The organism is Brevundimonas sp. 1080 (genome assembly GCF_040545985.1).
Lineage (GTDB): Bacteria > Pseudomonadota > Alphaproteobacteria > Caulobacterales > Caulobacteraceae > Brevundimonas.
Genome location: NZ_JBEPMW010000002.1, coordinates 78,045 through 101,633 on the forward strand (window position 1 = coordinate 78,045; position 23,589 = coordinate 101,633).

General features: G+C 66.3%; 27 protein-coding genes. 17 read left to right on the plus strand and 10 right to left on the minus strand.

Annotation, left to right across the window (positions count from 1 at the left end; genetic code table 11):
- Nucleotides 1-37: 37 nt before the first annotated feature.
- Nucleotides 38-1,024 (plus strand): SDR family oxidoreductase, encoded by a 987-nt coding sequence (locus ABIC32_RS05820; protein WP_354073064.1) that lies wholly within the window; start codon nucleotides 38-40, stop codon nucleotides 1,022-1,024.
- Between the two features lie 41 nt (nucleotides 1,025-1,065).
- On the opposite strand, the gene ABIC32_RS05825 is transcribed toward ABIC32_RS05820, so the two are convergent.
- From ABIC32_RS05825 to ABIC32_RS05845, 5 genes are all read right to left on the minus strand, one after another.
- Nucleotides 1,066-1,350: a GNAT family N-acetyltransferase gene (locus ABIC32_RS05825; RefSeq protein ID WP_052689639.1), complete on the minus strand. Its 285-nt coding sequence runs from the start codon at nucleotides 1,348-1,350 to the stop codon at nucleotides 1,066-1,068.
- Between the two features lie 66 nt (nucleotides 1,351-1,416).
- Complete coding sequence (locus ABIC32_RS05830; RefSeq protein WP_354073066.1) at nucleotides 1,417-1,800, minus strand: hypothetical protein; 384 nt, start codon at nucleotides 1,798-1,800, stop codon at nucleotides 1,417-1,419.
- 10 nt (nucleotides 1,801-1,810) lie between these two features.
- Nucleotides 1,811-2,488 carry a hypothetical protein gene (locus ABIC32_RS05835; protein WP_354073068.1) on the minus strand — a complete coding sequence of 226 codons (678 nt, stop codon included), beginning with the start codon at nucleotides 2,486-2,488 and terminating at the stop codon, nucleotides 1,811-1,813.
- 82 nt (nucleotides 2,489-2,570) lie between these two features.
- Nucleotides 2,571-2,984 carry a dihydroneopterin aldolase gene (gene folB, locus ABIC32_RS05840; RefSeq protein ID WP_354073070.1) on the minus strand — a complete coding sequence of 138 codons (414 nt, stop codon included), beginning with the start codon at nucleotides 2,982-2,984 and terminating at the stop codon, nucleotides 2,571-2,573.
- A 3-nt stretch (nucleotides 2,985-2,987) separates the two neighbouring features.
- Nucleotides 2,988-3,749 (minus strand): SDR family oxidoreductase, encoded by a 762-nt coding sequence (locus tag ABIC32_RS05845; protein WP_354073072.1) that lies wholly within the window; start codon nucleotides 3,747-3,749, stop codon nucleotides 2,988-2,990.
- A 432-nt stretch (nucleotides 3,750-4,181) separates the two neighbouring features.
- On the opposite strand from ABIC32_RS05845, the gene ABIC32_RS05850 reads away from it, so the two are divergent.
- The 9 genes from ABIC32_RS05850 to pgsA all read left to right on the plus strand — a co-directional run bounded on the left by ABIC32_RS05850 (nucleotide 4,182) and on the right by pgsA (nucleotide 11,189).
- Complete coding sequence (locus ABIC32_RS05850; protein ID WP_354073074.1) at nucleotides 4,182-4,451, plus strand: hypothetical protein; 270 nt, start codon at nucleotides 4,182-4,184, stop codon at nucleotides 4,449-4,451.
- Nucleotides 4,448-4,945: an ImmA/IrrE family metallo-endopeptidase gene (locus ABIC32_RS05855; RefSeq protein ID WP_354073076.1), complete on the plus strand. Its 498-nt coding sequence runs from the start codon at nucleotides 4,448-4,450 to the stop codon at nucleotides 4,943-4,945. The genes ABIC32_RS05850 and ABIC32_RS05855 overlap by 4 nt, the downstream gene beginning before the upstream one ends.
- Before the next feature lie 12 nt (nucleotides 4,946-4,957).
- On the plus strand, nucleotides 4,958-6,010 hold the full coding sequence (locus ABIC32_RS05860) for a beta family protein (RefSeq protein WP_354073078.1): 1,053 nt from the start codon (nucleotides 4,958-4,960) through the stop codon (nucleotides 6,008-6,010).
- A gap of 96 nt (nucleotides 6,011-6,106) precedes the next feature.
- Entirely contained in the window at nucleotides 6,107-6,577 is a 471-nt protein-coding gene (locus ABIC32_RS05865; RefSeq protein ID WP_354073080.1) for an NUDIX domain-containing protein, read from the plus strand.
- Between the two features lie 60 nt (nucleotides 6,578-6,637).
- Nucleotides 6,638-7,492, plus strand: a complete 855-nt coding sequence (locus ABIC32_RS05870; RefSeq protein WP_354073082.1) for an alpha/beta hydrolase — start codon at nucleotides 6,638-6,640, stop codon at nucleotides 7,490-7,492.
- Between the two features lie 31 nt (nucleotides 7,493-7,523).
- Entirely contained in the window at nucleotides 7,524-7,970 is a 447-nt protein-coding gene (locus tag ABIC32_RS05875; RefSeq protein ID WP_271041659.1) for a DMT family transporter, read from the plus strand.
- A 16-nt stretch (nucleotides 7,971-7,986) separates the two neighbouring features.
- Nucleotides 7,987-9,855, plus strand: coding sequence for an excinuclease ABC subunit UvrC (gene uvrC / locus ABIC32_RS05880; protein WP_354073084.1), 1,869 nt, complete (start codon nucleotides 7,987-7,989; stop codon nucleotides 9,853-9,855).
- Between the two features lie 21 nt (nucleotides 9,856-9,876).
- Complete coding sequence (locus tag ABIC32_RS05885) at nucleotides 9,877-10,500, plus strand: carbonic anhydrase (RefSeq protein ID WP_055753092.1); 624 nt, start codon at nucleotides 9,877-9,879, stop codon at nucleotides 10,498-10,500.
- Between the two features lie 44 nt (nucleotides 10,501-10,544).
- Nucleotides 10,545-11,189 carry a CDP-diacylglycerol--glycerol-3-phosphate 3-phosphatidyltransferase gene (gene pgsA / locus ABIC32_RS05890; RefSeq protein ID WP_026108402.1) on the plus strand — a complete coding sequence of 215 codons (645 nt, stop codon included), beginning with the start codon at nucleotides 10,545-10,547 and terminating at the stop codon, nucleotides 11,187-11,189.
- Here pgsA and ABIC32_RS05895 read toward each other — a convergent pair.
- Nucleotides 11,186-11,701 (minus strand): retropepsin-like aspartic protease family protein, encoded by a 516-nt coding sequence (locus ABIC32_RS05895; RefSeq protein WP_354073087.1) that lies wholly within the window; start codon nucleotides 11,699-11,701, stop codon nucleotides 11,186-11,188. The genes pgsA and ABIC32_RS05895 overlap by 4 nt on opposite strands.
- A gap of 75 nt (nucleotides 11,702-11,776) precedes the next feature.
- A complete protein-coding gene (locus ABIC32_RS05900) occupies nucleotides 11,777-11,998 on the minus strand; it encodes a DUF1289 domain-containing protein (protein ID WP_354073089.1) in 222 nt (73 codons plus the stop codon).
- A 156-nt stretch (nucleotides 11,999-12,154) separates the two neighbouring features.
- On the opposite strand from ABIC32_RS05900, the gene ABIC32_RS05905 reads away from it, so the two are divergent.
- On the plus strand, nucleotides 12,155-12,307 hold the full coding sequence (locus ABIC32_RS05905) for a hypothetical protein (RefSeq protein ID WP_017505113.1): 153 nt from the start codon (nucleotides 12,155-12,157) through the stop codon (nucleotides 12,305-12,307).
- Between the two features lie 116 nt (nucleotides 12,308-12,423).
- A complete protein-coding gene (locus tag ABIC32_RS05910) occupies nucleotides 12,424-13,221 on the plus strand; it encodes a crotonase/enoyl-CoA hydratase family protein (protein WP_354073091.1) in 798 nt (265 codons plus the stop codon).
- Nucleotides 13,222-13,230: 9 nt separating this feature from the next.
- Here the strand turns inward: ABIC32_RS05910 and ABIC32_RS05915 are convergent, their stop codons facing one another.
- The 3 genes from ABIC32_RS05915 to ABIC32_RS05925 are packed head-to-tail and all read right to left on the minus strand — an operon-like array spanning nucleotide 13,231 to nucleotide 16,194.
- Nucleotides 13,231-14,235, minus strand: coding sequence for an HlyD family secretion protein (locus ABIC32_RS05915; RefSeq protein WP_055805770.1), 1,005 nt, complete (start codon nucleotides 14,233-14,235; stop codon nucleotides 13,231-13,233).
- Between the two features lie 34 nt (nucleotides 14,236-14,269).
- Complete coding sequence (locus tag ABIC32_RS05920; RefSeq protein WP_055805773.1) at nucleotides 14,270-15,025, minus strand: ABC transporter ATP-binding protein; 756 nt, start codon at nucleotides 15,023-15,025, stop codon at nucleotides 14,270-14,272.
- The gene (locus tag ABIC32_RS05925) at nucleotides 15,022-16,194 is read right to left on the minus strand and encodes an ABC transporter permease (protein ID WP_055805778.1); all 1,173 of its coding nucleotides are present in this window, start codon (nucleotides 16,192-16,194) and stop codon (nucleotides 15,022-15,024) included. Before ABIC32_RS05925 ends, ABIC32_RS05920 begins: the two co-directional genes overlap by 4 nt.
- A 214-nt stretch (nucleotides 16,195-16,408) precedes the next feature.
- Between ABIC32_RS05925 and ABIC32_RS05930 the strand changes: the two genes are divergently transcribed.
- The 5 genes from ABIC32_RS05930 (at nucleotide 16,409) to ABIC32_RS05950 (ending at nucleotide 23,583) form a co-directional block, all read left to right on the plus strand.
- The gene (locus ABIC32_RS05930; protein ID WP_039248118.1) at nucleotides 16,409-18,502 is read left to right on the plus strand and encodes a S46 family peptidase; all 2,094 of its coding nucleotides are present in this window, start codon (nucleotides 16,409-16,411) and stop codon (nucleotides 18,500-18,502) included.
- Nucleotides 18,503-18,680: 178 nt separating this feature from the next.
- On the plus strand, nucleotides 18,681-20,759 hold the full coding sequence (locus tag ABIC32_RS05935) for a S46 family peptidase (RefSeq protein ID WP_354073094.1): 2,079 nt from the start codon (nucleotides 18,681-18,683) through the stop codon (nucleotides 20,757-20,759).
- On the plus strand, nucleotides 20,756-21,265 hold the full coding sequence (locus ABIC32_RS05940; protein ID WP_354073096.1) for a GNAT family N-acetyltransferase: 510 nt from the start codon (nucleotides 20,756-20,758) through the stop codon (nucleotides 21,263-21,265). Before ABIC32_RS05935 ends, ABIC32_RS05940 begins: the two co-directional genes overlap by 4 nt.
- Before the next feature lie 45 nt (nucleotides 21,266-21,310).
- Nucleotides 21,311-21,886, plus strand: coding sequence for a TetR family transcriptional regulator (locus ABIC32_RS05945; RefSeq protein ID WP_284876719.1), 576 nt, complete (start codon nucleotides 21,311-21,313; stop codon nucleotides 21,884-21,886).
- A complete protein-coding gene (locus ABIC32_RS05950; RefSeq protein WP_354073099.1) occupies nucleotides 21,886-23,583 on the plus strand; it encodes an MFS transporter in 1,698 nt (565 codons plus the stop codon). The genes ABIC32_RS05945 and ABIC32_RS05950 overlap by 1 nt, the downstream gene beginning before the upstream one ends.
- The last annotated feature ends 6 nt before the right edge of the window (nucleotides 23,584-23,589 follow it).

A 23,589-nucleotide genomic window follows, 5' to 3' on the forward strand; every position in this document is an offset into this window, starting at 1 on the left:
CTTTCCTGAAGACCCCCATCTTCAGGAGACGACATCCATGGACGACCGGACCCACGCGCGCGCCGAAGACATCGCCGACCAGGAACGCGCCATCCAGCGCGAAATCGACGCCAAGGACAAGGAGTCCGGCGATGACAAATCCTCCGGCGCGATGCAGGCCGGCGCCCGCCCCTACCCCGAACCGCCCTTCCCGAAACAACACCAGACCAAGCCGGGCGACGAGGCCGCGCTGGATCCCGCGCCCCTGTATGATGCGCCCTTCTGGAAGGGGTCGGGCAAGCTGGACGGGTTCGCCGCCCTGATCACCGGCGCCGATTCCGGCATCGGCCGCTCGGTCGCCGTCCTCTTCGCGCGCGAAGGCTGCGACGTCGTCATCTGCCATCTGGACGAGGACGCGGACGCCGAAACCACCAAGGCCGCCGTCGAGGCCGAGGGTCGCCGCGCCGTGGTGCTGAAGGGCGACGTCTCCGACCCCGCCTTCGCCGAGATGGCGGTCAAGGCCACGCTGGACGCTTTCGGCCGGCTGGACGTCCTGGTGCCCAATGCCGCCTTCCAGGAGCACGTCCCCGCCTTCGAGGACCTGACCTACGAGCATTTCGACCGCACGTTGAAGACCAATCTCTACGGCTATTTCAACATGACCAAGGCGGCGGTCCCGCACATGAAGGCCGGCGGCGCCATCGTCATGACCGGCTCGGTCACAGGTCTGATGGGCAATAAGGATTTGCTCGACTATTCGCTGACCAAGGGCGGCATCCATGCCTACGCCCGTTCGCTGGGCACGCATCTGGCGCCGCGCGGCATTCGCGTGAACGTCGTCGCACCCGGCCCGGTCTGGACCCCGCTGAACCCCGCCGACAAGGATGCCGAGGCGACCTCGAAGTTCGGCGCCGACACGGTGATGAAGCGCCCGGCCCAGCCCGAGGAGATCGCGCCCGCCTACGTCTTCCTGGCCTCGCCCCAGATGTCCAGCTTCATCACCGGCGAGATCCTGCCGATCATCGGGGGCTACGCCGGCGGCTGAATCGAAACCGCCGCCCTGCGATCGCAGGGCGGCGGCATCGCCTAGGCCAAGACGTCGTCGTAATCGGGATGCCGCTTGTGCCAGGCGACGGCGTAGCTGCAGCGGGGGAACAGCTTTAGCCCCGTCTGGCGCGCATGATCGGCCAGCGACTGCATGAACCGCCCCGCCGCGCCTGATCCGCGCAGCGACGGCTCGGCCTCGACATGCAAGATGATCCGGGCATCGCCCTTCACGGCATAGTCGGCCCAGACCAGGCCCGCGCCCTTGTCGTCGTCGAACGCCTGTTCAAACCGGTTGTCGCCTTCGACGTCCTTGAACTGTCCCATCGGGTTCTCCTTTGACGGATCAACAGCCAAGGCCGTCGGGACGTTCCGTCAGCGCCAGATCGGCCCTTAGATCGGCTTGTCGTTCAGCAGGTTCAGCAGGCCGATCACGCTCTTGATCGTGAACCAGACGCTGAGCAGGAACCAGACCAACAGGAATAGCAGCAGGAACGGAATGCCGATCAGCACCACCGACGCCACGGCGCTGACGAAGATCCCGACCCAGGCCGCGATGGTCCACCAGAAGACCGACCAGAACAGCCGGATCTGCGCCTCGATATGCTGGCGCGCCAAGCCCGTCGCCGTCCCGCGCGTCACATAAGACACCACCAGCCCGATCAGAACCAGCACATTGGCGCTGGGGATCGACAGGATGAACAGGGCCCAGGCGATCAGCGCCCCGACCTTGCCCTCGGACGGCTGTCCGGCGATGAAATTGGGTTCGTTCGTCATCGTCGGTCCTTCAGAACAATAGGCTGCGGGGGTGAGGAACGGCCTGCCCGCTCTTCAGTTTCAGCACCCCGAACGCGCCGCGCGCCAGAACCCAGATCGCCAGGGCGAACAGCACCAGCACACCGATGTTGACCACGATCAGAAGGGCACCGACGACCGCCGCCCCGACCGCGCCCACGATGGTGCGCTGCTGATAGACGGCGTGGCTGTGCTCCAGCTGATCCGTCGCCCCGTCGCGCCGCATCACTGCCAGCAGGGCGACCAGGCACGACACGCCCAGCGTCGGCACCGCCAATAGGATCAGCACATAGATCGCATACAGCCGCATCGGCACGACCGGGGCTTCGCGGCCCGAATCCTGAAGTTTGGGGGCGGTCTCTGCCGTCAGACGCTGGCGCACCGCGCGCACGGCCGGCGCCGGCTCGGCCTCGACGGGCTTCGGCTCGGACCGGGGCGGAAACGGCGCCGTCGGCCGCGTCGTCGGGCTAGACCGGTCGAAAGGCCCCGGCCCCGGCTCGGGCGGATCAAACAGGTCCGGTTCGGGCTCGTCTCTGGGAAACGGCTCCGGCTGGCACTCACGCGCACGGCCCGCCAGCGACGCGGGCGAGACGAAGCCGACCTCGGCGTCATGATCGTGGTCGTGATCGCGGGGCGCTGCTGGGTCTTTCGGATCGCCGGGTTCGGCCATGAACAACGCTTCTGTCACGCCGGACGCCCGGCTGGAATCTGCCGACGACAATGGCGGTCGGCGCGGCGCGAAGCAACCGCCCTTACCGCCCCAGCACGATCTCGCAGCCCGGCGCCGCCACCGCCGCCAGGGCGCCCGGCTTTTCGATCCGCACCGTGGCCCGCTGCACCCGGCCGTCCTCCAGGCACGCCCGCGCCAGCCGTTCGGCGAAGGTCTCCACCAGCCCCACATGCCCCTCGGCGGCGATGGCGCGCGCGGCGTCGGCCACGGTCTCATAGTTGATGGTGTCGCCCAGACGCTCGATGGGGCGTGGCGCCAGCTCCAGCGTCACATCGATCACCAGCCGTTGCAGCCGCCCCTGCTCGTGATCATAGACCCCGATCCCGGCCTCGACCTCCAGCCCGCGCACGAACACGCTCAGCCGCTCGAAACGCAGCGGCCCGAAACGCAGCCGATCGTCCGCCGGAACCGGCGTCGCCAGAGGAGAGGAAACCACGCGCTACTCCTGGATGTCGGGGGTGCGCCAGGCCAGGTGCTGGCCCCCGTCGACGGCGATCATCTGGCCCGTGACCATCCGGGCGTCAATCAGCCACAGCACCGCCTCGGCCACCGCCTCGGGGCTGCCGGGCGTTTCCAGCAGGGTGGCGCGCGCCTCGGCGGCGAATTCTTCGGGTGTCTGGTGGATGGACGGCAGGGTCGGCCCCGGCCCCACCCCATTGACCCGGATGCCCGGCGCCAGCGCCTGGGCCAGGGTCTGCGTCGCCCACCACAGGCCGTTCCGCGACAGGCTGTAGGAAAAGAAGCGCGGATCCGGCTTCAGCACCTTCTGGTCCAGCAGGTTGACGATGGCGCCCTCGACGGCTTGCGCCGCGAACGCCTCGGCCAGCACGATGGGCGCCCTCAGATTGGTGTCGAGATGCAGGTCCCAGCTGTCGCGCGTCAGGTCTCCGATCCGGTCGTCCTCGAACACCGAGGCGTTGTTGACCAGCACGCTGACCGGCCCCAGCGCCTCGACCGCCGCGGGGATCAGCGCCCGCACCTTGGCCTCGTCCGTCAGGTCCGCCTGCAACAGGCACGCCCGCCGCCCCAGGCCGGCGACCTCGTCGGCCAGGGTCCGGGCGTCGTCGCCCGACGCATGATGATGGATCGCCACGTCGAACCCGGCCTGGGCCAGCTTCAGACAGATGGCCCGCCCGATCCGCCGCGCCCCGCCCGTGACCAGGGCGACGCCCCGCTCAGAGCGAGCGGCCGCCTCAGTCAACCCGACCGAACTCGAACACGTTGAACGCCGCCAGAACGGCGATGAAGCCGAAGATGATGCCGAGAGCCAGCATGGAATGCTCCTGTTGTCGGTCTTGGCTTAGAGCGGGATGGGGCGGGGTTCAAGCGGGGGGTGGTTGTGGAAGATGGAGTTGAGGAAATTGAATCTACGAGAGAAGACCGGATCCTGCCGTTTTTAAGAGCGCGGTGTGGGCCTTCAGCGTTGGCACACGCTACAGGCGCATGTAGACAGCCTAAGGGAAGATCACTAAGTTCCTGTTTTGTTCTATACCGAGGCTGAACGATGAAGCGGTGGGCTTCTGTGATCGGGGTGATGGTGCTGTGTCTAATAGCTGGCGTCGTTGGAGCCGCGACAACGAGGCAGTTTGGCACAAGCGCCTATACAATGTCGTACGCGGATTTCATCTCAGTCATGCTGACTGCGATCTCGCTGCTGATGGCGCTGCTGGCCTTCTTCATCGCAATCCTCGCTTTCATCGGATGGAACTCGATCAGCGGAAAGGTGGCATCTGAGGTTAGTCGCTTTCTTGCCGACGGCTTCAAAGATGGTGAAACATTGCACCGGATGGTAGTCGACCAGGCCAATCGCGCGATGTACGAAGGTGTGTACACCGTAGACACAGATTTGAACGAAGAAGACACAGAAGTTAACGAGGCGTCTCGCCCCGAGGGCAAGCAATGAACAATGACCTTTGGAGCCGAATGGACCCTGAGGAGGCTGCCGTGGTCAGAAAATACACGGCTAGTCATCCGGTTCGAGTGGGTGAGCTTGCATCTGAGCTCGGACTGAAAGTCTTTAAGTCGCCATTGGCGCCCAATGTGTCAGGACTGATCCAGCCCGACCCATCCGGGAACGGCTATGAGGTTCGCATTAATAAGTATGAGGTTCCCGAGAGGCAGCGGTTCACGCTGGCTCACGAGATCGCTCACTTCCTCATTCACAAGAATGATATCAAGTCGGGTGTCGTCGATAACGTGATGTATCGATCGGCTTTGACGTCAAGAAAGGAAGCGGAAGCCAACCGACTCGCCGCTGATATAGTGATGCCGGTAGCCGCTGTTCGGAAAGAACTCCACGCGCACGGCGGGGTCGCGTCGGAAGATGTCGCATCACAACTTGCAAGCGCGTTTAAAGTGTCGCTTCCTGCGATGAGGGTTCGGTTGGGAGTCGCCTAAGGGCGAAGGTCTATGCTCGCAGGAAAGACTTATGCGCCCGTCCTTCACGCGCGGAATGTAGAGATCAAGGCGCTTTTGGAACTCCCGGACGCCACAAAAGACCTAATCTTCCCACTTATCGTCGGGCGCCCTTGGCCAAATGCCAAGCATCTCGGCATGACGTGGCGAAAGATCCAAGCCGCGCTTGGCTCGCGCAGGTTCGCGTTAGATCTCGACCCATTTAAGCGTCATTCAGGTTCGACTTCGCCTGCTGCGGCGGAGTTTGATCGGCTATTTGATCCCGCTGAAGGGTTCCGTGCCTACTTCGAAGAAGTGGCGTCTATCGATTCCGCAATTCCTACGCTTCAAATCCATCCAGAGGTAGGACTGGCGGACCAGCTAGTTCGTGCTCGTGAGCTTGATCGCGGCCTGGTGCTGCGTCTGCAACATGGTGTGACGCACGATCCAGTGACGTTAGTTCGCGACGTGATGAGGAACTTTGAAGACCTAGCGATCTTTATCGATTTGGGGTGGTCGCCTGACCTACTTTCCAGGGAGCTTTGGGCGTCGTCGATCCTTGAGGCGGTTGCGCAAGAGGAATCTGAGCGAGAGTTAGTTGTTGCTGGATCGAGCTTCCCAGACTCTTTCCGGTCTCTAGAGAGGGATGAACGTACAGCGGAGGAGAGGCTGGTTTTTGACAATCTTGTGCGTCGTCACAACTCAGTCGCCCTGACTTACGGAGACTGGGGCAGTACTCGCTTGCCCAAAGAACCTGTTCCGATGGGCTCGATACCTCCTCGCATTGATCTTCCCAATATGCGCGAGTGGATATGTTTTCGCAGGAACGAACAGGAGACATTCCAAGAGATTGCCGCTCGGGCTGTTAAAGACCGGGCTTGGCCTTCAGACCTTCTGATTTGGGGAACTTACCAAATCGCTGCAACGGCAGAAGGTGTGCCTGATAGTATAAAGGGGCAAACGAAAGCTGCTGCTGCGCGCGTGAACATCCATCTCCATCAGCAAGCGCATTTCGGATCGAGCGGAAACTTCTCCGACAGAGATGAACCATTCTCAGATGACTTCTAGCCCCCCTCGCCGGGAGCGAGAGTCTCCCCTTCCCTACCGTCCCCAAAGATGATCGAACGTCCAGCCAGACACTAAGGAACGGCGACGGACACACCCATGACCTGGCGCATCCACGTCGAGCCCTTCACCCGTCCGCTCTTCTTCGCCTGGTCGCGGCTGACGCGGGGCAAGACGTTGGGCGTTCGGGCGGTGGCGGTGGATGCGCGCGGGCGGGTGCTGATGGTGCGGCACACCTATCTCAAGGGCTGGTGGTTGCCGGGCGGCGGGGTGGACCGGGGCGAGACGACGCACGCCGCCGTGATGCGCGAACTGCGCGAAGAGGCCGGGCTGGTCGCGCGCGGGGTGCCGCGCCTGATCTCGATCCATTCCAACGAACGGTTCTTTCCCGGCGATCACGTCGCCGTCTTCCGCATCGACACCTTCGATGTGGGCCAGCGCACCAGCCACGGCGAGATCGCCGAGATTGGCTGGTTCTCGCCCTCCGCCCTGCCCGACGACGTGAACCGGGGCTGTCGCGCGCGCCTGGCCGAAATCTTCGACGGCGCCCCGGTCGATCCGGACTGGTGAGACGGAAATCGCCCCTCGCTCCGTTTTAGAACGGTCAAGCCTGTTCGGAAGGATCGCACCATGCCTCTCTCGCGTCGCCTGGCCCTTATCGGCCTGGCCGTCAGCGCCACCCTCCCCGCCCACGCCCTCGCCCAGACCCGCAGCGATCGTCGACAGGCGCCCACCGGCCCGGCCGTTGCGCCCGCCCACACCTTCACCTTCGGTCCCGATCCGCTTCAGGCCTACGATCTTTACGCGGACAGAGGGACGGGACCGATCCTGATGTTCGTACACGGCGGCGGCTGGTCACGGGGCGAACGGACCAATGTCGCCACCCTGCCTGACTATGCTCAGCGCCACGGCTTTACTCTGGCCTCGACCAGCTATCGGCTCGCTCCCGCCGTCAGCGCGCGCGAGTCGGCCCTGGATGTCGCCGCCGCTGTCGCCGATCTGAAGCGCCGCCTGCCCGGACGGCCGGTCTATCTGCTGGGCCATTCGGCCGGGGCCCATCTGGCCGCGCTGGTCGGAATCGATCCCGAATACCTCGGCGCAGTCGGGCTGAAGCCCTCGGATCTGGCGGGTGTGATCCTGCTGGACGGGGCCGGCTATGACGCCACGGCCCCGCGCGGGACCGGCCCGGTCGATCAGTGGCTGGGCCGAACATATGATCAGGCCTTCGGCGATCAGGCCGCCGCCTTGTCGCCTACTCTGCTTATCCGCCCCGGCGTGGTCTATCCGCCCTTCCTCATCTTCCACGTCACCCGCCGGCAGGATTCGACAGCCCAGAGCCGCGGGCTGGCTGAGGCCCTGATCCGGGTCGGCGGCCGCGCAGAGGTCGTTGCCGCCCCAGACGACAGCCACATGACCATCAAGCGCGACTTCGGCGTCGCCGGCGATCCGGAAGGGGAACGCGCCGCCCGCTTCATCCGGGGGTAGCAATCGGCGAGCGCCATGCTAGCCAAGGGCCATGAACCCGTCCCTGCTCGCCATCCTCGTCGTCATCCTGGCCGGCGGCGCCACCGCGCTTCAGGCCCCGACCAACGCCAAGCTGGCGACCGCCGTGGCCTCGCCGGTCAACGCCGCCTTCATCTCCTTTGCGGTCGGGACCACGGTGTTGGGGATCTTGGCGGCGATCCTGCACATCCGGCCGGACATGGCCGCGACGCGGACGCTGCCTTGGTATGCCTGGCTGGGCGGGGCCTACGGCGCCTGTTTCGTGGTCGCCGCCGCCTGGGGCGTGCCGCGCCTGGGCGTGGCCATGACCATCACCTTGATGGTCGGGGGCCAGCTGTTGCTCAGCCTGGCGCTGGATCATTTCGGGGCGCTGGGCGTGCCGCGCCAGCCGCTGAACATCGGCCGCATCGCCGGGGTGGGGCTTGTTCTGGCCGGCGTCCTTCTGGTCCGGCGCTCTTGACCCTATATCGGGCGCGATGACCGAGGAGACGCCTGATTCCCAACTGAAAGCCGCCGCCCTGATCGCCGACGAGGCGCGCCGGGCGCCGGACAAGCCGGGCGTCTATCGCATGTATGGCGAGGACGGGTCGTGCCTGTACGTCGGCAAGGCCAAGTCGCTGAAGAAGCGCATTATCCAGTATGCGCAAGGGCGTTTCCACACCCAGCGCATCGGCCTGATGGTGTCGCAGACCCGGTCGATGGAGCTGGTGGTCACCGCCACCGAGACCGAAGCCCTGCTGCTGGAATCCAACTTCATCAAGAAGCTGAAGCCTCGCTTCAACGTGGTGCTGCGCGACGACAAATCCTTCGCCGAACTGATGATCCGCCGCGACCACCGCGCGCCCCAGGTCAGGAAGCATCGCGGCGCTCACACGACGCCCGGCGACTATTTCGGCCCCTTCGCCTCGACCTGGGCGGTCAACCGCACGCTGAACACCCTGCAGAAGGCCTTCCTGCTGCGGTCCTGTTCCGACAGCGTCTATGAGACCCGCACCCGCCCCTGCATGCTGCATCAGATCAAGCGCTGCTCGGCGCCGTGCACCGGCCTGATCAGCCTTGAGGACTACGGCGAACTGGTCACCGAGGCCGAGCAGTTCCTGCGCGGCAAGTCGCGCGCCGTCATCAGTCGCCTGTCCAAGGAGATGCAGGCGGCGTCCGACGAGATGGACTTCGAACAGGCCGCCCGCGTGCGCGACCGCATCCGCGCCCTGTCGGCCATCGCCATGGAGAACTCCGTCAGCGCCGACAGCGTGGCCGAAGGCGACGTCTTCGCCCTGCATTCCGACGGGGGCCAGGCCTGCGTGCAGGTCTTCTTCTATCGCGCCGGCCAGAACTGGGGCGGCCGCGCCTATTTCCCGCGCGTGGACAAGACCGACACCGATCCCGAGATCCTGGCCGCCTTCCTGGGCCAGTTTTACGAGGACAAGCCGATCCCGCGCCTGATCCTGTCCAACGTCCGCCCGCACGAGCTGGAACTGCTGGAAGAGGCCTTCTCGATGAAGGCGGATCGCAAGGTCGAGATCGTCCGCCCGATGCGCGGCGAGAAGCTGGCCCTTGTCGACCACGCCCTGACCAATGCGCGCGAGGCTCTGGGCCGTCGCCTGGCCGAAAGCTCCGCGCAGGGCAAGATCCTGGACGAGGTGTGCGAGGCCTTCGGGCTGGAGAGCCGGCCCGAGCGGATCGAGATCTACGACAACGCCCACATCCAGGGGACGAACGCAGTCGGCGGCATGGTCGTCGCCGGCCCCGAAGGCTTCCAGAAGTCGCAGTATCGCAAGTTCAACATCCGGGGCGAGGATCTGACGCCCGGCGACGACTACGGCATGATGCGCGAGGTGATGCGCCGTCGCTTCTCGCGCCTGGTCAAGGACGAGGAAGAGGGCGAAGACGTCGTCCGCCCCGACCTGCTGCTGATCGACGGCGGCGCGGGACAGCTGGCCGAGGTGCTGGCGGTCATGGCCGATCTGGGCGGGCTGGACGACATCACCGTCGTCGGCGTGGCCAAGGGGCCGGATCGTGACGCGGGAATGGAGAAGTTCTTCATGCCCGGCAAGGCGCCCTTCATGCTGCCGCTGAAGTCGCCGGCCCTCTACTATCTGCAGCGGCTGCGCGACGAGGCCCACCGCTTCGCCAACGGCGCTCACGCCAAGCGTCGCTCGATGGACATCAAGAAGAATCCGCTGGACGAGATCGAAGGCGTCGGCCCCGGCCGCAAGAAGGCCCTGCTGCACGCCTTCGGCTCGGCCAAGGGTGTCAGCCGCGCCTCACTGGCCGACCTGGTCAAGGTCGACGGCATCAACCAACCCCTCGCCGAACGCATCTACGCCTTCTTCCGTAAAAGCTGAGCCGGAGCTAAGACACCGACCATGAGCGACATCGAAGACGAACTGACCGCCGGCTATCGCCGCTTCCGCGCCGAGCACTGGCCGACGGCCCGCGCCGAGTACGAGACCCTGGCGACAAAGGGCCAGAAGCCGCACACCCTGATCGTGGCCTGTTCCGACAGCCGCGCCGATCCGGCCCTGATCTTCGACGCCAAGCCGGGCGAGCTGTTCGTCGTGCGCAACGTCGCCAATCTGGTCCCGCCCTACGAGCCGGACGGCAAGCTGCACGGCGTGTCGGCGGCGCTGGAGTTCGGGGTCAAGGTGTTGGGCGTTAAGCGGATCGTGGTCATGGGCCACGCCCACTGCGGCGGGGTCAACGCCATGATCAACGGCGCCCCAGAAATCGTCGCCGACTTCGTCGCCCCCTGGATCGCCCAAGGCGCGCCAGTCGTCCAGCATGTCGCCGAAACCGTCGCCCCCGACCAACTGGAGCGCGCAGCCGAAGAAGCCATCGTGCGGCTGTCGATCCGGAACCTGCGCACCTTCCCCTGGATCGCCGAGCGCGAAGCCAAGGGCGAACTTCAGCTCAGCGGCCTGCATTTCGGCATCGCCGAGGGCGCGCTTACGGCCCTGACCGACAAGCCCCGGTTCGAACCGTTGGATTGAGCGGCGAACCGTGTCACACCCGGCGCGTTGCAACGGACATGACGATGACCTCCGCCCACCGCGCCAACCCCATTCCCAACATCCTGACCGGGCTGCGCCTGGCGGCCGGGGTGGTGATGTTCGCCATGATGGCCGGGGCCGCGCCGGGCGCGCTTGAGGCTTGGCTGTCGCCGGAAACCCAGGGGCGGTTCAGCGTCTGGGCCTTCTGGATCTTCGTCATCGCCGCCTCGACCGACTGGGTCGACGGCTACCTCGCCCGGCGCTGGAACGCGACCACGCGCTGGGGCGCCATTCTCGATCCCATCGCCGACAAGGTGCTGGTGACCGGCGCCATCCTGGGCGTCCTGGCCTCGGGTTCGCTGCCGGGCATCGCCCTGCCCTGCGGCCTGATCCTGTTCCGGGAATTCGCGGTTTCAGCCCTGCGCGAGACGATGGCCGGCCGCATCGAACTGCCGGTCACCCTGGCCGCCAAGTGGAAGACCACGGTGCAGATGGTGGCGCTCGCCGCGCTTCAACTGACCCTGCTGTGGGGCGCTCTGGGCCTGCAGAACGACGACGGATCGCCGCTGGCCTGGCAGCCGGCGTTCGAATCCTTCGCCATCTTCCTGATCTGGTTCGCCGCCATCATCACCCTGTGGACCGGCTGGCAGTATTTCAGCGAAGCCCGTCGCCAGATGCGCGACCTTTAGGGCCGTAGCGTCAGCCCGGCCGGCGTGGCGGAAAAGGCGGAAAGCCGGCCCAGATAGCTCATGCCCAGCAGGGAGTATTCCAGCCCCTGCTCCACCACCAGGGCCTCGACCCGGTCCACCCGCGCGCCCGCGACCGAGATCGTCTTCAGCTGAACCGGCGCGGCGCGCACGACGCCCGATGCGGTCTGGACCCTGCCGGTGAAGGCTTCGGGTTCGGGATCGACGCCCAGCCTCAGGGCGTCGGCGCGCGTCAGGGCGACCACGCTGGCGCCGGTGTCCACCAGCACCCGCACCGCCTTGCCGTCGATATTGGCCTCGGCCCAGTAGTGGCCGTCCGCGCCCTTGACCACCTGGGTGTCGGTCCCGGAGGCGCCCACCGCCGTCTCGACGACGGGCGTCGCCGCCTGGGCCATGCCGTCGCCTTCCAGATGGCGGATCGTCAGAGCCGTGCCGAACGACGCCATGAGAGCGAAGCCGAGGACGACGACAGACTGGGTATCGATGCGAACCATGCCTCTGTCTTAGAGGCTCGGCGTTTGGATGGGGTGAAACGACGTGGCTGACGAAAGCTTAAGCCGAGAACCGCGCTAGCCCAGCTTGGCCGGATCCACCTGACCACGGCGCGACGGCAGCTCAGCCATGACCGCCGCGCGCTCGGCGTCGCTCAGCGACCGCCAGCCGGCGATTTCCTTCAGCGTGCGAAAACAGCCGAGGCAAAGGCCGCTCTCGCCATCGACTGCGCACACCATGACGCAGGGCGTGGCGATGGCCTTGGGCGGTCCGGACCGGCTCGGGGTAGCTGCGCTCATTGTGACACAGTGGCGAAAATCACTCCGACTCCTGATGAATAAAGTTGCAAATTCACAAAACTGTCTTATATCGGCTGATGACGCGAAACGACTGACGGTGGAATCCCATTGGTACGACGCGTCTCTTTTCATCGTTCTGCGAAAGGAGACGCCAAGATGAACGATAAGGAGCGTAACCTCCAACACGCCATGATGTCCTTCGCCCTTTGGGGCGGGATGCTGGTCAACAGTCGGCATATGCCGTCGAACTCGGGCCGGGTGGTCAGCCATCCGTCCAACTTCGTACCCTATACGATCAAGAAACGCTGAAGGCCCGCTCGGCCCTCAGCCTGAAGAAGCCCCGGTCCCGCCGGGGCTTTTGCAATTCCGGGCTTGCCTGACGCGGCGTTCGCGGTCGATGACGGGCGCGAAGACGGAGACGATGCATGGGCCTGATCACGGAAGAGAAGCGGGGCGCGATCCTGATCTGGACGCTGGATCGCGAGGCGCGGCTGAACGCCCTGCCCGACCTGGGCGACGGCGACGAGGTCGCGGCGGCGTGCGAGCGGGTCAATGCCGATCCGTCGATCCGCTGCGTGGTCCTGACCGGCGCCGGGCGGGCGTTCTCGGCCGGCGGCGATCTGACGGCGATGCGGGACGGGCGCGACCTGTTCGAGGGTTCGGGCGCCGCCATCCGCGAACGCTATCGCCGCGTCGTCCACCGGATCGTGCGGTCTCTGTATGGGCTTGAGGTTCCCCTGATCGCCGCCGTCAATGGACCGGCGATGGGCCTGGGCTGCGATATCGCCGGTCTGGGCGATATCCGCATCGCGTCTGAGCGCGCCAGCTTCGGCGTGCCTTTCCTGAAGCTGGGCATCATTCCCGGCGACGGCGGATCGTGGCTGCTGCCGCGCAACATCGGCTATGCCCGCGCCGCCGAACTGCTGTTTACCACGCGCTCCATCGATGCCGCTACGGCCGCCGAATGGGGGCTGGTCAACCGCGTGGTCGCGCACGACAGCCTGATGGACGAAGCCCTGGCCGTCGCCGCCCAGGTCGCGGCCCAGCCGCCGCAGGCCCTGCGCATGGCCAAGACCCTGCTGCGTCAGGGTCGCGACACGACCTTCGACCAGATGCTGGAGATGTCGGCGGCGATGCAGGCGCTGGCCCACCTGACCGAGGACCATCAGGAAGGCGTCGCCGCCGTGCTGGAAAAGCGGCCGGGCAACTTCACCGGCCACTGATCCGAAGTACTATTTCGTCTTCATCGCCTCGTTGGGCCCGACGCCGGCGGCGACGGCGCGTTTGGCCCCGGCGGTCTCGCCCGGCTTCATGAACTTGACCAGCACCCGCTGTCCGATCAGCAGGGGCGCATCGCCGGCCGAAGCGACCACTTCCACCACCCGCTCGTCGCTGCGCTGCGAGGGGTCGTCAGAGGCCAGTTTGCGCGCGCCGAACACGGCGGCCCGACGCATGACGGCGCCGATATAGACCTTGCTGGCGTCGCCCTCGGGGCTGATCTCGACGGCCTGGCCGTCGGTCAGGTTCGGCAGGTCGCTTTCGACCACCTCGGCGCGGACGATGCGCGGCGCGTCGGGTTCCAGATCGAACATATTAGAGACGTTCAGGGTCGAGGCGCCGGCGCCGGGGTTGGCGTAACGGCGCACGATCCGGCCGTTGGTCGGGGCGCGGATGACCGTCAGTTCCTGATTGTAGCGGGCCTGATCCAGCTGAGCGCGCGCGGTCTGGACGGCGGCGACCTGCGACCCCAGGCGGGCCTGGGCGGTGGCGATGGCGTCCTGGGCCTGGTCCATGCGCTGGGCGGCGACGAAGTTGGTGGCGACGAGGCGTTGCAGACGCTCCTGCTCGCGCTGGGCGGTGCGGATGTCCACGCGGATCTGGGCCAGTTGGCTTTCGGCCTGGCTGACGGCGGCGGCCGCGGCCTGCACCGCCAGACGCGCCTCGTCGTCTTCCTGACGGGCCAGGATCTGACCAGCGACGACGCGATCGCCTTCCTGAACCAGAACATCACGGACGATGCCGCCGCGACGGGCCGCGATCTGGATGATGCCGCCCTCGACGTCCACCTTGCCGTTGGCGATGGCCGCATAGGGGCTGTCGACCTTGGCAGCCTCCTGCTTGGCCTGTTCTTCCTTCTTGGTCTTGGCGGCGGACTGGAACAGCATGAAGCCGACCGCCAGCACGATCACCAGCAGCAGGCCGATCCAGGTGCGTTTTTTCTTCAGAAAGCCGGGCATTGGCGTGTCGTCCTAAGGGAAATCGTCGTGTCGGTTAGTGGGACGCCAGGATGGCGTTCGGATCGGGGATGCGGCGCTGGTCGTCCAGGATCTTGCCGTCCTCGATGTGGATGACCCGGTCGGCCCAGGCCTCCAGGCGTGGATCGTGGGTCACGCAGATGACGGCGGCGCCGTGTTCGGTGGCGGCGCGGCGCAGCAGCTTGATGACCACCTGCCCGTTTTCGCCATCCAGGGCCGAGGTGGGTTCGTCGGCGAACAGGATCTTGGGATCCTTGGCCAGGGCGCGGGCGATGGCGACGCGCTGCTTTTCACCGCCCGACAAAGCCGCCGGCCGCTGGTGCAGACGGTGGCCCAGGCCGACCTCTTCAAGGGCGATGGTGGCGCGCTTCTTGGCCTGGCCCGCGGTCAGCCCCTGGAACTTCAGCACCGTCTCGACCTGCTGAAGCGCCGTCAGCGCGGGGAACAGGTTGAAGCCCTGGAAGATGAAGCCGCAGTTATCCAGGCGGAACTTGTCGATCCGACCCGAGGACAGCTTCCACAGATCGTCGACGTCCAACGCATCCACCCGACCCTCTTCAGGCTTCAGCAGGCCCGACAGGGCTGCGATCAGGGTGGACTTGCCCGAGCCGGAGGGGCCCATGACCATGGTCAGGTCGCCATGCCGCGCATCGAAATCGACGCCCTTCAGCACATCCACCCAGGCCTTGCCGGACTTGAACCGCTTGACCAGGCTTTTGGCCTCGATGGCGAAGTCGCCGTGCTTGCCGTGAACCTTTGTATGAACGTTCATCGCAGCAGGTCCGCCGGTTGGCTGTTCTTGAGGATGCCCAGCGACAGCAGGCCGGACACCATGGCGATGGCGATCAGGCCGATGCCGACGATGATCAGCAGCGACAGCGGCAGGGCGATGATCACCGCCCCCATCATCGCCAGCAGCGACACCAGCCAGGTCAGGACGATGGCCGCGATGACGCCGACGACGCCGACCCAGAAGCTGAGCTCGACCACGATCCGACGCAGGGACCCCATGCTGACGCCCAGGGCCCGCAGAGAGGCGAACTCCTTGATGTTGGCCATGATGGCGCCGCGCAGGGTCTGCCAGGTGATGGCCACGCCGATGATGATCCCCAAGACGACGCAGCCGCCGATGATGATGACCAGGATGCCTTCCTCGAACATGGCGCCGGCGTTGGCGTCGGCCAGTTGCTGCTTGGTCCAGGCCTTCCACTGACCGGCGCCCATGGCGTTCAGCTGGGCCACCACGATGGGCGCGCGGGCCGGATCACGCAGCTTGACCATCAACGGACCGACGCGCGGACCCGTGTCGGCCTGGCCCAGCATCCGCAGGGTGTCGCGCGACATGACCACGCCCGGCTGCATCATATTGGGATAGCCGCGCGTCACGCCGACGACGGTGACGGTCTGGCCGTTGTACAGGGCCTTGTCGCCCAGCTTCACGCCCAGGGTCGTCAGGGCCGTCTCGTCAACCGCCACGGTGTAGGGTTGGCGCAACGCATCGACCAGTTCCTGCGAATAGTCGGTCGGGATGGTCACCGAGCCAGGACGGGTGTCGATGATGCTGGCCTGAACGAACTTCTGACGCGGCGCGCCCTGCGAAGCATTGTCCGCCTGGCTCTTGGTCGGATCGACGTTCTTGATGTTCTGGAAGGTTCCGCCGGCGCCGTCCAGCGGCATGACCTCGACCACCTCAGGGTGATTGTAGGCCAGGGGGATGAATCGGCGCGGCACGCCCGACGGCCCGCCGATCAGGCTCTTGGCGCCGGGCTGCATGATGAAGATGTCGGCGTTCGACCGTTCGATGGTCGCGGTGAATCCCTTGCCGATGCCGATGAAGACGCCGGTCATCGCCAGGACCAGAAGCCCCGACAGGGCCAGGGCCATGACCGCCGCCATATAGCGACGCCACTCGAACAGCAGTGTTGATAGCGCAAGCGACATTGTCGTCGATAAACCCCCGGTACTTGCGCCTATCTGACCGTGCGCCCCCTCACCGCCAAGTTAAATCGGGGTAAGGCTTGTGAACCCTTGTCATTGCGAGTTCGAAATCAGGGGATTAAGGGCCTTACAGCCTCTTGGCGCCCGCCCTTCGTCGGCGCTAGTTACAACATAACAGATGGGACAGGCCGTCCCACGCTCTGGGAAACACGCCTTCATGTCCTTGCCCTCGCTTCGTCTCACCGCCTCTCTGGCCGCGCTCGGCGCCGCCACCGCCGTCCTGTCCGCGCCCGCGACCTCCGCGCGCGCCGACGAGGGCATGTGGACCTTCGACAACTTCCCCATCGCCACAGTGAACGAGAAGTACGGCACCAACATCGACCAGGCGTGGCTTGACCGCGTGCGCAACGCCGCCGTCCGCCTGCAGGGCTGCTCGGCCTCGCTGGTGTCGAACGAAGGCCTGGTGCTGACCAACCACCACTGCGTCGTGTCGTGCGTTCAAGACCTGTCCACGGCCCAGAACGACTACGTCAAGAACGGCTGGATGCCCGCCACCCGCGAGGAAGAGAAGAAGTGCCCCGGCCAGACGGCCGAGATCCTGACCGACATCGTCGACGTCACCGACCGCGTGACCGGCGCCGGCGCCGGTCTTGAGGGCGCCGCCTTCGTCCAGGCCCGCGCCGCCGAGATCGACAAGATCCAGAAGGAGACCTGCGGCGACGATCAAAAGCTGACCTGCCAGGTCATCAGCTTCTACCGCGGCGGTCAGTATAAGCTCTACAAGTTCCGCAAGTATGACGACGTGCGCCTGGTCTTCGCGCCCGAGTTCCAGGCGGCCTTCTTCGGCGGCGACCCGGACAACTTCAACTTCCCGCGCTACGCCCTGGATGCTGGCTTCCTGCGCATCTACGAGGACGGCAAGCCGGTCGCCACGCCGAACCACCTGACCTGGAACGCCAATGCGCCCAAGGAAGGCGACGTCACCTTCGTCGCCGGCAACCCCGGCTCGACCCAGCGCCTGCTGACCGTGGCCCAGCTGGAAACCCTGCGCGACCAGCAACTGCCGATCAGCCTGATCCAGACTTCCGAACTGCGCGGTCGCCTGCTGGAGTATTCGACCACCGGCGAAGAGGCCAAGCGCGTCTCGGTCGATCCGATCTTCGGCCTGGAGAACGGCTTCAAGGTCAACTACGGCCAGCAAGGCGCCCTGACCGACCCGGCCTTCATGGCCACCAAGCGCCGCGAAGAGCAGGAGCTGCGCCAGCGCGTCGCCGCCGACCCGGCCCTGGCCCAGCGCATCGGCGATCCGTGGGCCGATCTGGAACGCGCCTCGACCGCCCAACGCGACCTGTATCTGCCCTATCGCCAGCTGGAATCGGCGGCCGGTCAGCGCTCGTCGCTGTACAGCTACGCCAAGGCCATCGTCCGCGCCTCCAAGGAACGCGCCAAGCCCGTCGCTGAACGCCGCGCCGGCTATTCGGACGCCGACATCGCCGCGCTGGGCCGTCGCCTGGCGACCGAGACGCCGATCTCGAACGACCTGGAGAAGATCTATCTCGACTTCTGGCTGTCCAAGACCCGCGAATATCTGACGGTCGACAATGCGAACGTGAAGGCGCTGCTGGGCAAGGAAAGCCCCGAGCAGATCGCGGAGCGTCTGGTCGACGGCACGCGACTGGCCGATCCCGCCTTCCGCGCCCAAGCCTTGGCCATGACGCCGGAACAGTTGGCCGCCTCGGGCGACCCGCTGATCCAGTTCGTGCTGGCCAACGACGATGCGGCCCAGGCCGTCCGCACCCAGTGGGAATCGGCGGTGTCCGGCCCGACCAGCCGCGCCGGCGAAAAGATCGCCCAGGCCCGGTTCGCGGTCTATGGGACCAACCTCTATCCCGACGCGACCTTCAGCCTGCGCCTGTCCTACGGCCAGGTGAAGGGCTGGACCTATCGCGGCGTGACGGTCGAGCCCTTCACCCAGATCGGCGGCCTGTACGAGCGCAACACCGGCGCCGAGCCCTTCAACGCGGCCGAGGACTGGCTGGCGGCCGAGGGCAAGGTCAACAAGTCGACCGTCTATGACTTCGTCTCGACCAACGACATCATCGGCGGCAACTCGGGCTCGCCCGTGATCAACGCCAAGGGCGAAGTCATCGGCGCCGCCTTCGACGGCAACATCCACTCGCTGGGCGGAAGCTTCGGCTACGATCCCGAGCTGAACCGTACGGTGACGGTCTCGACCGCCGCCATCACCGAGGCCCTGCGCAACGTCTACAACCAGCCGCGCCTGCTGCGCGAACTGGGCGTGCGTCGCTAAGACGACAACGAAGAAGTCTCCTCCCCGCTGCGCGGGGAGGGGGACCGCGAAGCAGTGGAGGGGCTCTTCACCAACGCACGATCGCCTGTAAAGTGCCCAAGAGCCCCTCCGTCACGACGCTGAAGAAGCGCCGCGCCACCTCCCCGCCATGCGGGGGGAGACCTAAAGGACACCGCCCATGCGCCCTCTTCTCCTCGCCTCCGCCGCCGTTCTCGCTTTCGCCGCCGCCAGCTCGGCCGGCGCCGAGGAAGGCATGTGGACCTACGACAACTTCCCCATCGCCCGCGCCAACCAGACGTTGGGGACCAATATCGATCAGGCCTTCCTGGATCGGGTGCGGCTGTCGTCGGTGAAGTTCGGCGGCTGCTCGGCGGGGGTGGTGTCGGGCCAGGGTCTGGTGATGACCAACAACCACTGCGTCGCCACCTGCGTGGCCAACCTGTCCACGCCGCAACAGCAGTACGGCGAGACGGGCTTTACGCCCAAGACGCGTGAGGAAGAGCGCAAATGCCCCGGCGCCACGGCCGAGATCCTGACCGACATCTCCGATGTCACCGAGCGGATGCACAAGGCCGGCGAAGGGCTTGAGGGCCAGGCCTTCACCCAGGCGCGCGAGGCCGAGGCCGGGCGGATCGAGACTGAAGCCTGCGGCAACGATCCCAAGATCCGCTGCCAGGTCGTCAGCCTGTACCGGGGCGGCCAGTTCAAACTCTACAAATACCGCAAATACAGCGATGTGCGCCTGGCCTGGGCGCCGGAAGACCGCGCCGCGACCTTCGGCGGCGATCTGGACAACTTCTCCTTCCCGCGCTTCGCCATCGATGCGGCCTTCATTCGCCTGTACGAGGACGGCAAGCCGGTCGAGACGCCGATCCACTTCGCCTGGAACGCCGACAAGCCGACCGAGGGCGAGGCCGTCTTCATCACCGGCAATCCCGGCGCGACCCAGCGCCTGCTGACGATGGACCAGCTGGCGACGATCCGCGACGTGGTCCTGCCGCTGGATCAATTGATCGCATCGGAGCTGCGCGGTCGTCTGATCCGCTATTCCGAAGAGGGCGAGGATCAGGCCTTTATCGCCATGGACCCGATTGTGGGCGTGGAGAACACCTACAAGCGCGGCCTGGGCCGGATGCGCGCCCTGACCGACGCCCAGTTCATCCAGGCCAAGGCTGCGGCCGAGGTCGACTTCATGCAGCGCTACGCCGCCGCCAACGGCAATGGTCCCGATCCGTGGGGTGCGCTGGAAGCGGTCCAGCCCATCGCGCGCGAACTCTATGCCCCGACCGCCCTGCTGGAAGGCGGCACGGGCCTGGGCACCACCTCGGTCGCCGGCGGATCGCAGCTGTTCCAGTGGGCCAAGGCCATTGTGCGCGGTGCGCAGGAACGGGCCAAGCCGTCGGACCAGCGCTTGGCCGAGTTCGCCGACAGCCGTCTGCCGGGCGTCGAATCCGGTCTGTTCGCCGAGCGGCCGACCTATCCCGAGCTGGAGCAAATCCGGCTGGAATGGTGGCTATCCAAGACGCGCGAATGGCTGACGGTGGACAGCCCCTATGTGCGCTCCCTGCTGGGCAAGGAAAGCCCCGAGGCGTTATCGGCCCGCGTCGTCTCGGGCACCAAACTGGCCGATCCGGCCGTGCGTCGCGCCCTGTGGACCGGCGGCCTGGCGGCGGTTCAGGCGTCGGACGATCCGCTGATCCAGTATGTGCTGTCGATCGACGCCGACGCCCGCGCCGTCCGCACGGAATGGGAGAACAAGGTTAAGGCGCCGACCGACCGCGCGTCGGAACAGCTGGCGGCCGCCCGCTTCGCTGCCTATGGCGACGCCGTCTATCCCGACGCCACCGGCACCCTGCGCCTGACCTATGGCAAGGTCGAAGGCTCCGACGTGCCGGGCCAACGCTTCGGCGCCTTCACCACCTTCGCCGGCCTGTGGGACCGCGCCACCGGTGCCGAACCGTTCAAGGTCGCGCCCAAGCTGATGGCCGCCAAGGATCGGATCGATCCGAACGCGGTGATGGACATGGCCGTCTCGACCGACACGATCGGCGGTTCGTCCGGGTCGCCCGCGGTCAACGCCCGGGGCGAGATCATTGGGGCCAACTTCGATTCCACCGTCCTGACCCAGCGCAACGCCTATGGCTACGATCGCAACACCAACCGCAGCGTGATCGTCACCACCCAGGCCGTCACCGTGGCCCTGCGCGACGTCTATGGGATGGATCATCTGCTGACGGAGCTGGGCGTCAGCCGGTGACGCAGATCGCCATACGCGCGGCGACGCCCGACGACGTCGCCGCGCTGCATCCGCTGATCGAGCGCGCCTATCGCGGCGACACCGCCAAGGCCGGCTGGACGCATGAGGCCAACCTGCTGTTCGATGATCGCACCAGCGCGGCGGAGCTGTCGGCCCTGATCGCCGATCCCGACCGGGTCATCCTGCTGGCCCATCGCGACGGTGCGCTGATCGGCTGCGTCCAGGTCGCCCGCACCGGCGATGACCTGGCCTATCTCGGCATGCTGACGGTCGAGCCGACCTTGCAGGCGTCCGGCCTTGGCCGTCGTCTGCTCGCGGCCGCCGAAAGCGAAGCGGTCGCGCGTTTCGGCGCGCGCCGGATGGAGATGACCGTCATCCACCGCCGAACCGAATTGATCGCCTGGTACGAACGACGCGGTTACGCCCCGACCGGCGAGACCCGCCCCTTCCCCGTCGATCCGCCCCGGCCCGAGCTGGATTTCGCGGTGCTGGAAAAAGCGCTCTAGCCGCCCTTGCAAAACGGACAGTCGTGTCCATTTACGCGCCTCACCATGACGCGCCCTGCCGAAAAACCTGTCCGCAAGGACGCCGCTCTGAACCGGGCGGCGGTGCTGGAGGCCGCGCGCGCGGTCTTCGCCGACCAAGGGCTGGATGCGCCCCTGGATCTGATCGCCGAACGGGCCGGGGTTGGGCGCGGCACCCTGTATCGGCACTTCTCCGACCGCACGGAACTGGCCTTGGCGGTGCTGGAGGCCGACGTCGCAGACCTGGGTCGACGCACCGCCGAACAGGGCGATGATCCGCAGGCCTTCTTCTGGTTTCTGGACCGGCTGGCCGAGGACATGGTGCGCAATGCGGGACTGGCCGGCGTCGTGCGGAACGTGCGGTCGCCGGATGCGCTTACCCCCTTGCGGCAGAGCTTGATGGAGGCGGGCGCCGCACCGCTGAAGCGGGCCCAGGCCGCCGGCTTGGTGAGGGAGGATCTGCGGCCGATGGACATCCGTTTGATCGCCACCCTGCTGGGCGCCGGTTTTCAGGGCGCGGACGAAGCCGAGCGCCAGGCCGTGTCGCTGCGCACCCGCGCGCTTGTTCTTGACGGCCTAAGACCGCGCGGGGAGCCGCGCTGATGGCCCGCAACAACTGGCACCTGCCCTGGGAACAGTATGTCGAGACGCTGAAGCCGCACGAGCGGCCGATGATGCCCGGCTCGCCCGCTACGCCCGATCACGCCTGGCCGATGCGGATTCAGTACGCCCTGACCGGCCTGCTGGTCGCCATGGTCGGATCGCTGGGCAACGCCGCCGTCACCGCCAACATCCAGAACCTGCAAGGCTCGCTGGGGATCACGATCACCGAGGCCGCCTGGCTGCCGGTCGTCTTCGTCATGACCAACGCCTGCATGAACCTGATCCTCGTCAAGTTCCGGATGCAGTACGGCCTGCGCCTGTTCACCCAGATCTTCCTGGGCGCCTTCGTGCTGGTCTGCGCCGCCCACCTGTTCGTCGACAACTACCAATCGACCCTGCTGGTGCGGGCCATCGCCGGCATGGCGGGCGCGGGGCTGAGCAGCCTCGGCTTTCTCTACATCATCCAGGCTTTCCCGGCGGCGCATCGGCTGAAGGGACTGATTATCGGCATCGGCCTGGCCAGTTTCGCCGTGCCGATTTCGCGCCTGGTCATGCCCGGCCTGCTCCAGCTGGGCGACTGGCGCGCCTTCTATATGTTTGAGCTGGGCCTGTGCCTGGTCGCCTGGGGCGCGGTGCAGGTGGTCAAGCTGCCGCCGTCCGAGCGGCTGCGCGTATTCGACCGGCTGGACTTCCTGACCTTCGCCCTGTTCGCGCCAGGCGTGGCCCTGTTGTGCGCAGCCCTGGGCCTGGGGCGGATCGTCTGGTGGACGCAAGCCGCCTGGATCGGCTGGGCCTTGATCGGCTCCGTCATCCTGCTGACCGCCGCCTTCTTGGTCGAGCACAATCGCAAGAACCCGCTGATCAACACGCGCTGGCTGACTGGGCCAGACCTGCTGCGCCTGTTCGGAGCGATCCTGCTGATCCGCATCGTGCTGTCGGAGCAGACCTCCGGCGCGGTGGGCTTCCTGACCGTCGTCGGCCTGGGACCGGATCAGCTTCACGGCCTGTTCGTCGTCATCCTGCTGTCGATGATCGCCGGCACCCTGGTCAGCGCCTTCACCCTGAACATGGAGAAGCTGAACAAGCCGATCGCCATCGCCCTGGCGCTGATCGCGGTCGGCGCCTGGATCGACAGCCATTCGACGGTCCTGACGCGCCCGGCGCAGCTGTATTTCAGCCAGGCCCTGATCGCCTTCGCCTCGGCCATGTTCATCGGCCCGGCGCTGATGATCGGCATCGTCAAGGTGCTGACCCAGGGCAAGCAGAACCTGATCAGCTTCATCGTCATGTTCAGCGTGCTTCAGAACGTCGGCGGTCTGGCGGGATCGGCCCTGACCGGGACGCTGCAGATCATCCGCGAGAAATACCATTCCAACCAGCTGGCGGCCGGGATTTCGGCGCTGGACCCGCAGGTCGCCTTGCGGCTGCGTCAGCTGTCGGGCGCCTATGCCTCGACGATAACGGACCCCGCTCTGGCGAACGCCGAGGGCGCCGTGCTGCTGGGCCGACAGGTGACGCAGCAGGCCAATGTGCTGGCTTACAACGACGTCTTTTTGGTCATCGCCGTGATCGCGGCCCTGGGCTCCGCCTGGGTGACCGTCACCCACCTGCGGCCGCGCTGGAAGGCGCGCCGCGACGCCAAGAACAACAATGCAGACGCTGCGGTCCAGAGCGCCGCCGTCGCCGCCGCCGACTGAACCGAG

Excerpts from the sequence above, each read along its gene's own strand:
- ABIC32_RS05820 (WP_354073064.1), top strand. The coding sequence starts at position 38 with ATGGACGACCGGACCCACGCGCGCGCCGAAGACATCGCCGACCAGGAA.
- ABIC32_RS05825 (WP_052689639.1), bottom strand. The coding sequence starts at position 1,350 with ATGGGACAGTTCAAGGACGTCGAAGGCGACAACCGGTTTGAACAGGCG.
- ABIC32_RS05830 (WP_354073066.1), bottom strand. The coding sequence starts at position 1,800 with ATGACGAACGAACCCAATTTCATCGCCGGACAGCCGTCCGAGGGCAAG.
- ABIC32_RS05835 (WP_354073068.1), bottom strand. The coding sequence starts at position 2,488 with ATGGCCGAACCCGGCGATCCGAAAGACCCAGCAGCGCCCCGCGATCAC.
- ABIC32_RS05850 (WP_354073074.1), top strand. The coding sequence starts at position 4,182 with ATGCTGACTGCGATCTCGCTGCTGATGGCGCTGCTGGCCTTCTTCATC.
- ABIC32_RS05855 (WP_354073076.1), top strand. The coding sequence starts at position 4,448 with ATGAACAATGACCTTTGGAGCCGAATGGACCCTGAGGAGGCTGCCGTG.
- ABIC32_RS05860 (WP_354073078.1), top strand. The coding sequence starts at position 4,958 with ATGCTCGCAGGAAAGACTTATGCGCCCGTCCTTCACGCGCGGAATGTA.
- ABIC32_RS05865 (WP_354073080.1), top strand. The coding sequence starts at position 6,107 with ATGACCTGGCGCATCCACGTCGAGCCCTTCACCCGTCCGCTCTTCTTC.
- ABIC32_RS05870 (WP_354073082.1), top strand. The coding sequence starts at position 6,638 with ATGCCTCTCTCGCGTCGCCTGGCCCTTATCGGCCTGGCCGTCAGCGCC.
- ABIC32_RS05875 (WP_271041659.1), top strand. The coding sequence starts at position 7,524 with ATGAACCCGTCCCTGCTCGCCATCCTCGTCGTCATCCTGGCCGGCGGC.
- uvrC (WP_354073084.1), top strand. The coding sequence starts at position 7,987 with ATGACCGAGGAGACGCCTGATTCCCAACTGAAAGCCGCCGCCCTGATC.
- ABIC32_RS05885 (WP_055753092.1), top strand. The coding sequence starts at position 9,877 with ATGAGCGACATCGAAGACGAACTGACCGCCGGCTATCGCCGCTTCCGC.
- pgsA (WP_026108402.1), top strand. The coding sequence starts at position 10,545 with ATGACCTCCGCCCACCGCGCCAACCCCATTCCCAACATCCTGACCGGG.
- ABIC32_RS05895 (WP_354073087.1), bottom strand. The coding sequence starts at position 11,701 with ATGGTTCGCATCGATACCCAGTCTGTCGTCGTCCTCGGCTTCGCTCTC.
- ABIC32_RS05900 (WP_354073089.1), bottom strand. The coding sequence starts at position 11,998 with ATGAGCGCAGCTACCCCGAGCCGGTCCGGACCGCCCAAGGCCATCGCC.
- ABIC32_RS05905 (WP_017505113.1), top strand. The coding sequence starts at position 12,155 with ATGAACGATAAGGAGCGTAACCTCCAACACGCCATGATGTCCTTCGCC.
- ABIC32_RS05910 (WP_354073091.1), top strand. The coding sequence starts at position 12,424 with ATGGGCCTGATCACGGAAGAGAAGCGGGGCGCGATCCTGATCTGGACG.
- ABIC32_RS05915 (WP_055805770.1), bottom strand. The coding sequence starts at position 14,235 with ATGCCCGGCTTTCTGAAGAAAAAACGCACCTGGATCGGCCTGCTGCTG.
- ABIC32_RS05920 (WP_055805773.1), bottom strand. The coding sequence starts at position 15,025 with ATGAACGTTCATACAAAGGTTCACGGCAAGCACGGCGACTTCGCCATC.
- ABIC32_RS05925 (WP_055805778.1), bottom strand. The coding sequence starts at position 16,194 with ATGTCGCTTGCGCTATCAACACTGCTGTTCGAGTGGCGTCGCTATATG.
- ABIC32_RS05930 (WP_039248118.1), top strand. The coding sequence starts at position 16,409 with ATGTCCTTGCCCTCGCTTCGTCTCACCGCCTCTCTGGCCGCGCTCGGC.
- ABIC32_RS05935 (WP_354073094.1), top strand. The coding sequence starts at position 18,681 with ATGCGCCCTCTTCTCCTCGCCTCCGCCGCCGTTCTCGCTTTCGCCGCC.
- ABIC32_RS05945 (WP_284876719.1), top strand. The coding sequence starts at position 21,311 with ATGACGCGCCCTGCCGAAAAACCTGTCCGCAAGGACGCCGCTCTGAAC.
- ABIC32_RS05950 (WP_354073099.1), top strand. The coding sequence starts at position 21,886 with ATGGCCCGCAACAACTGGCACCTGCCCTGGGAACAGTATGTCGAGACG.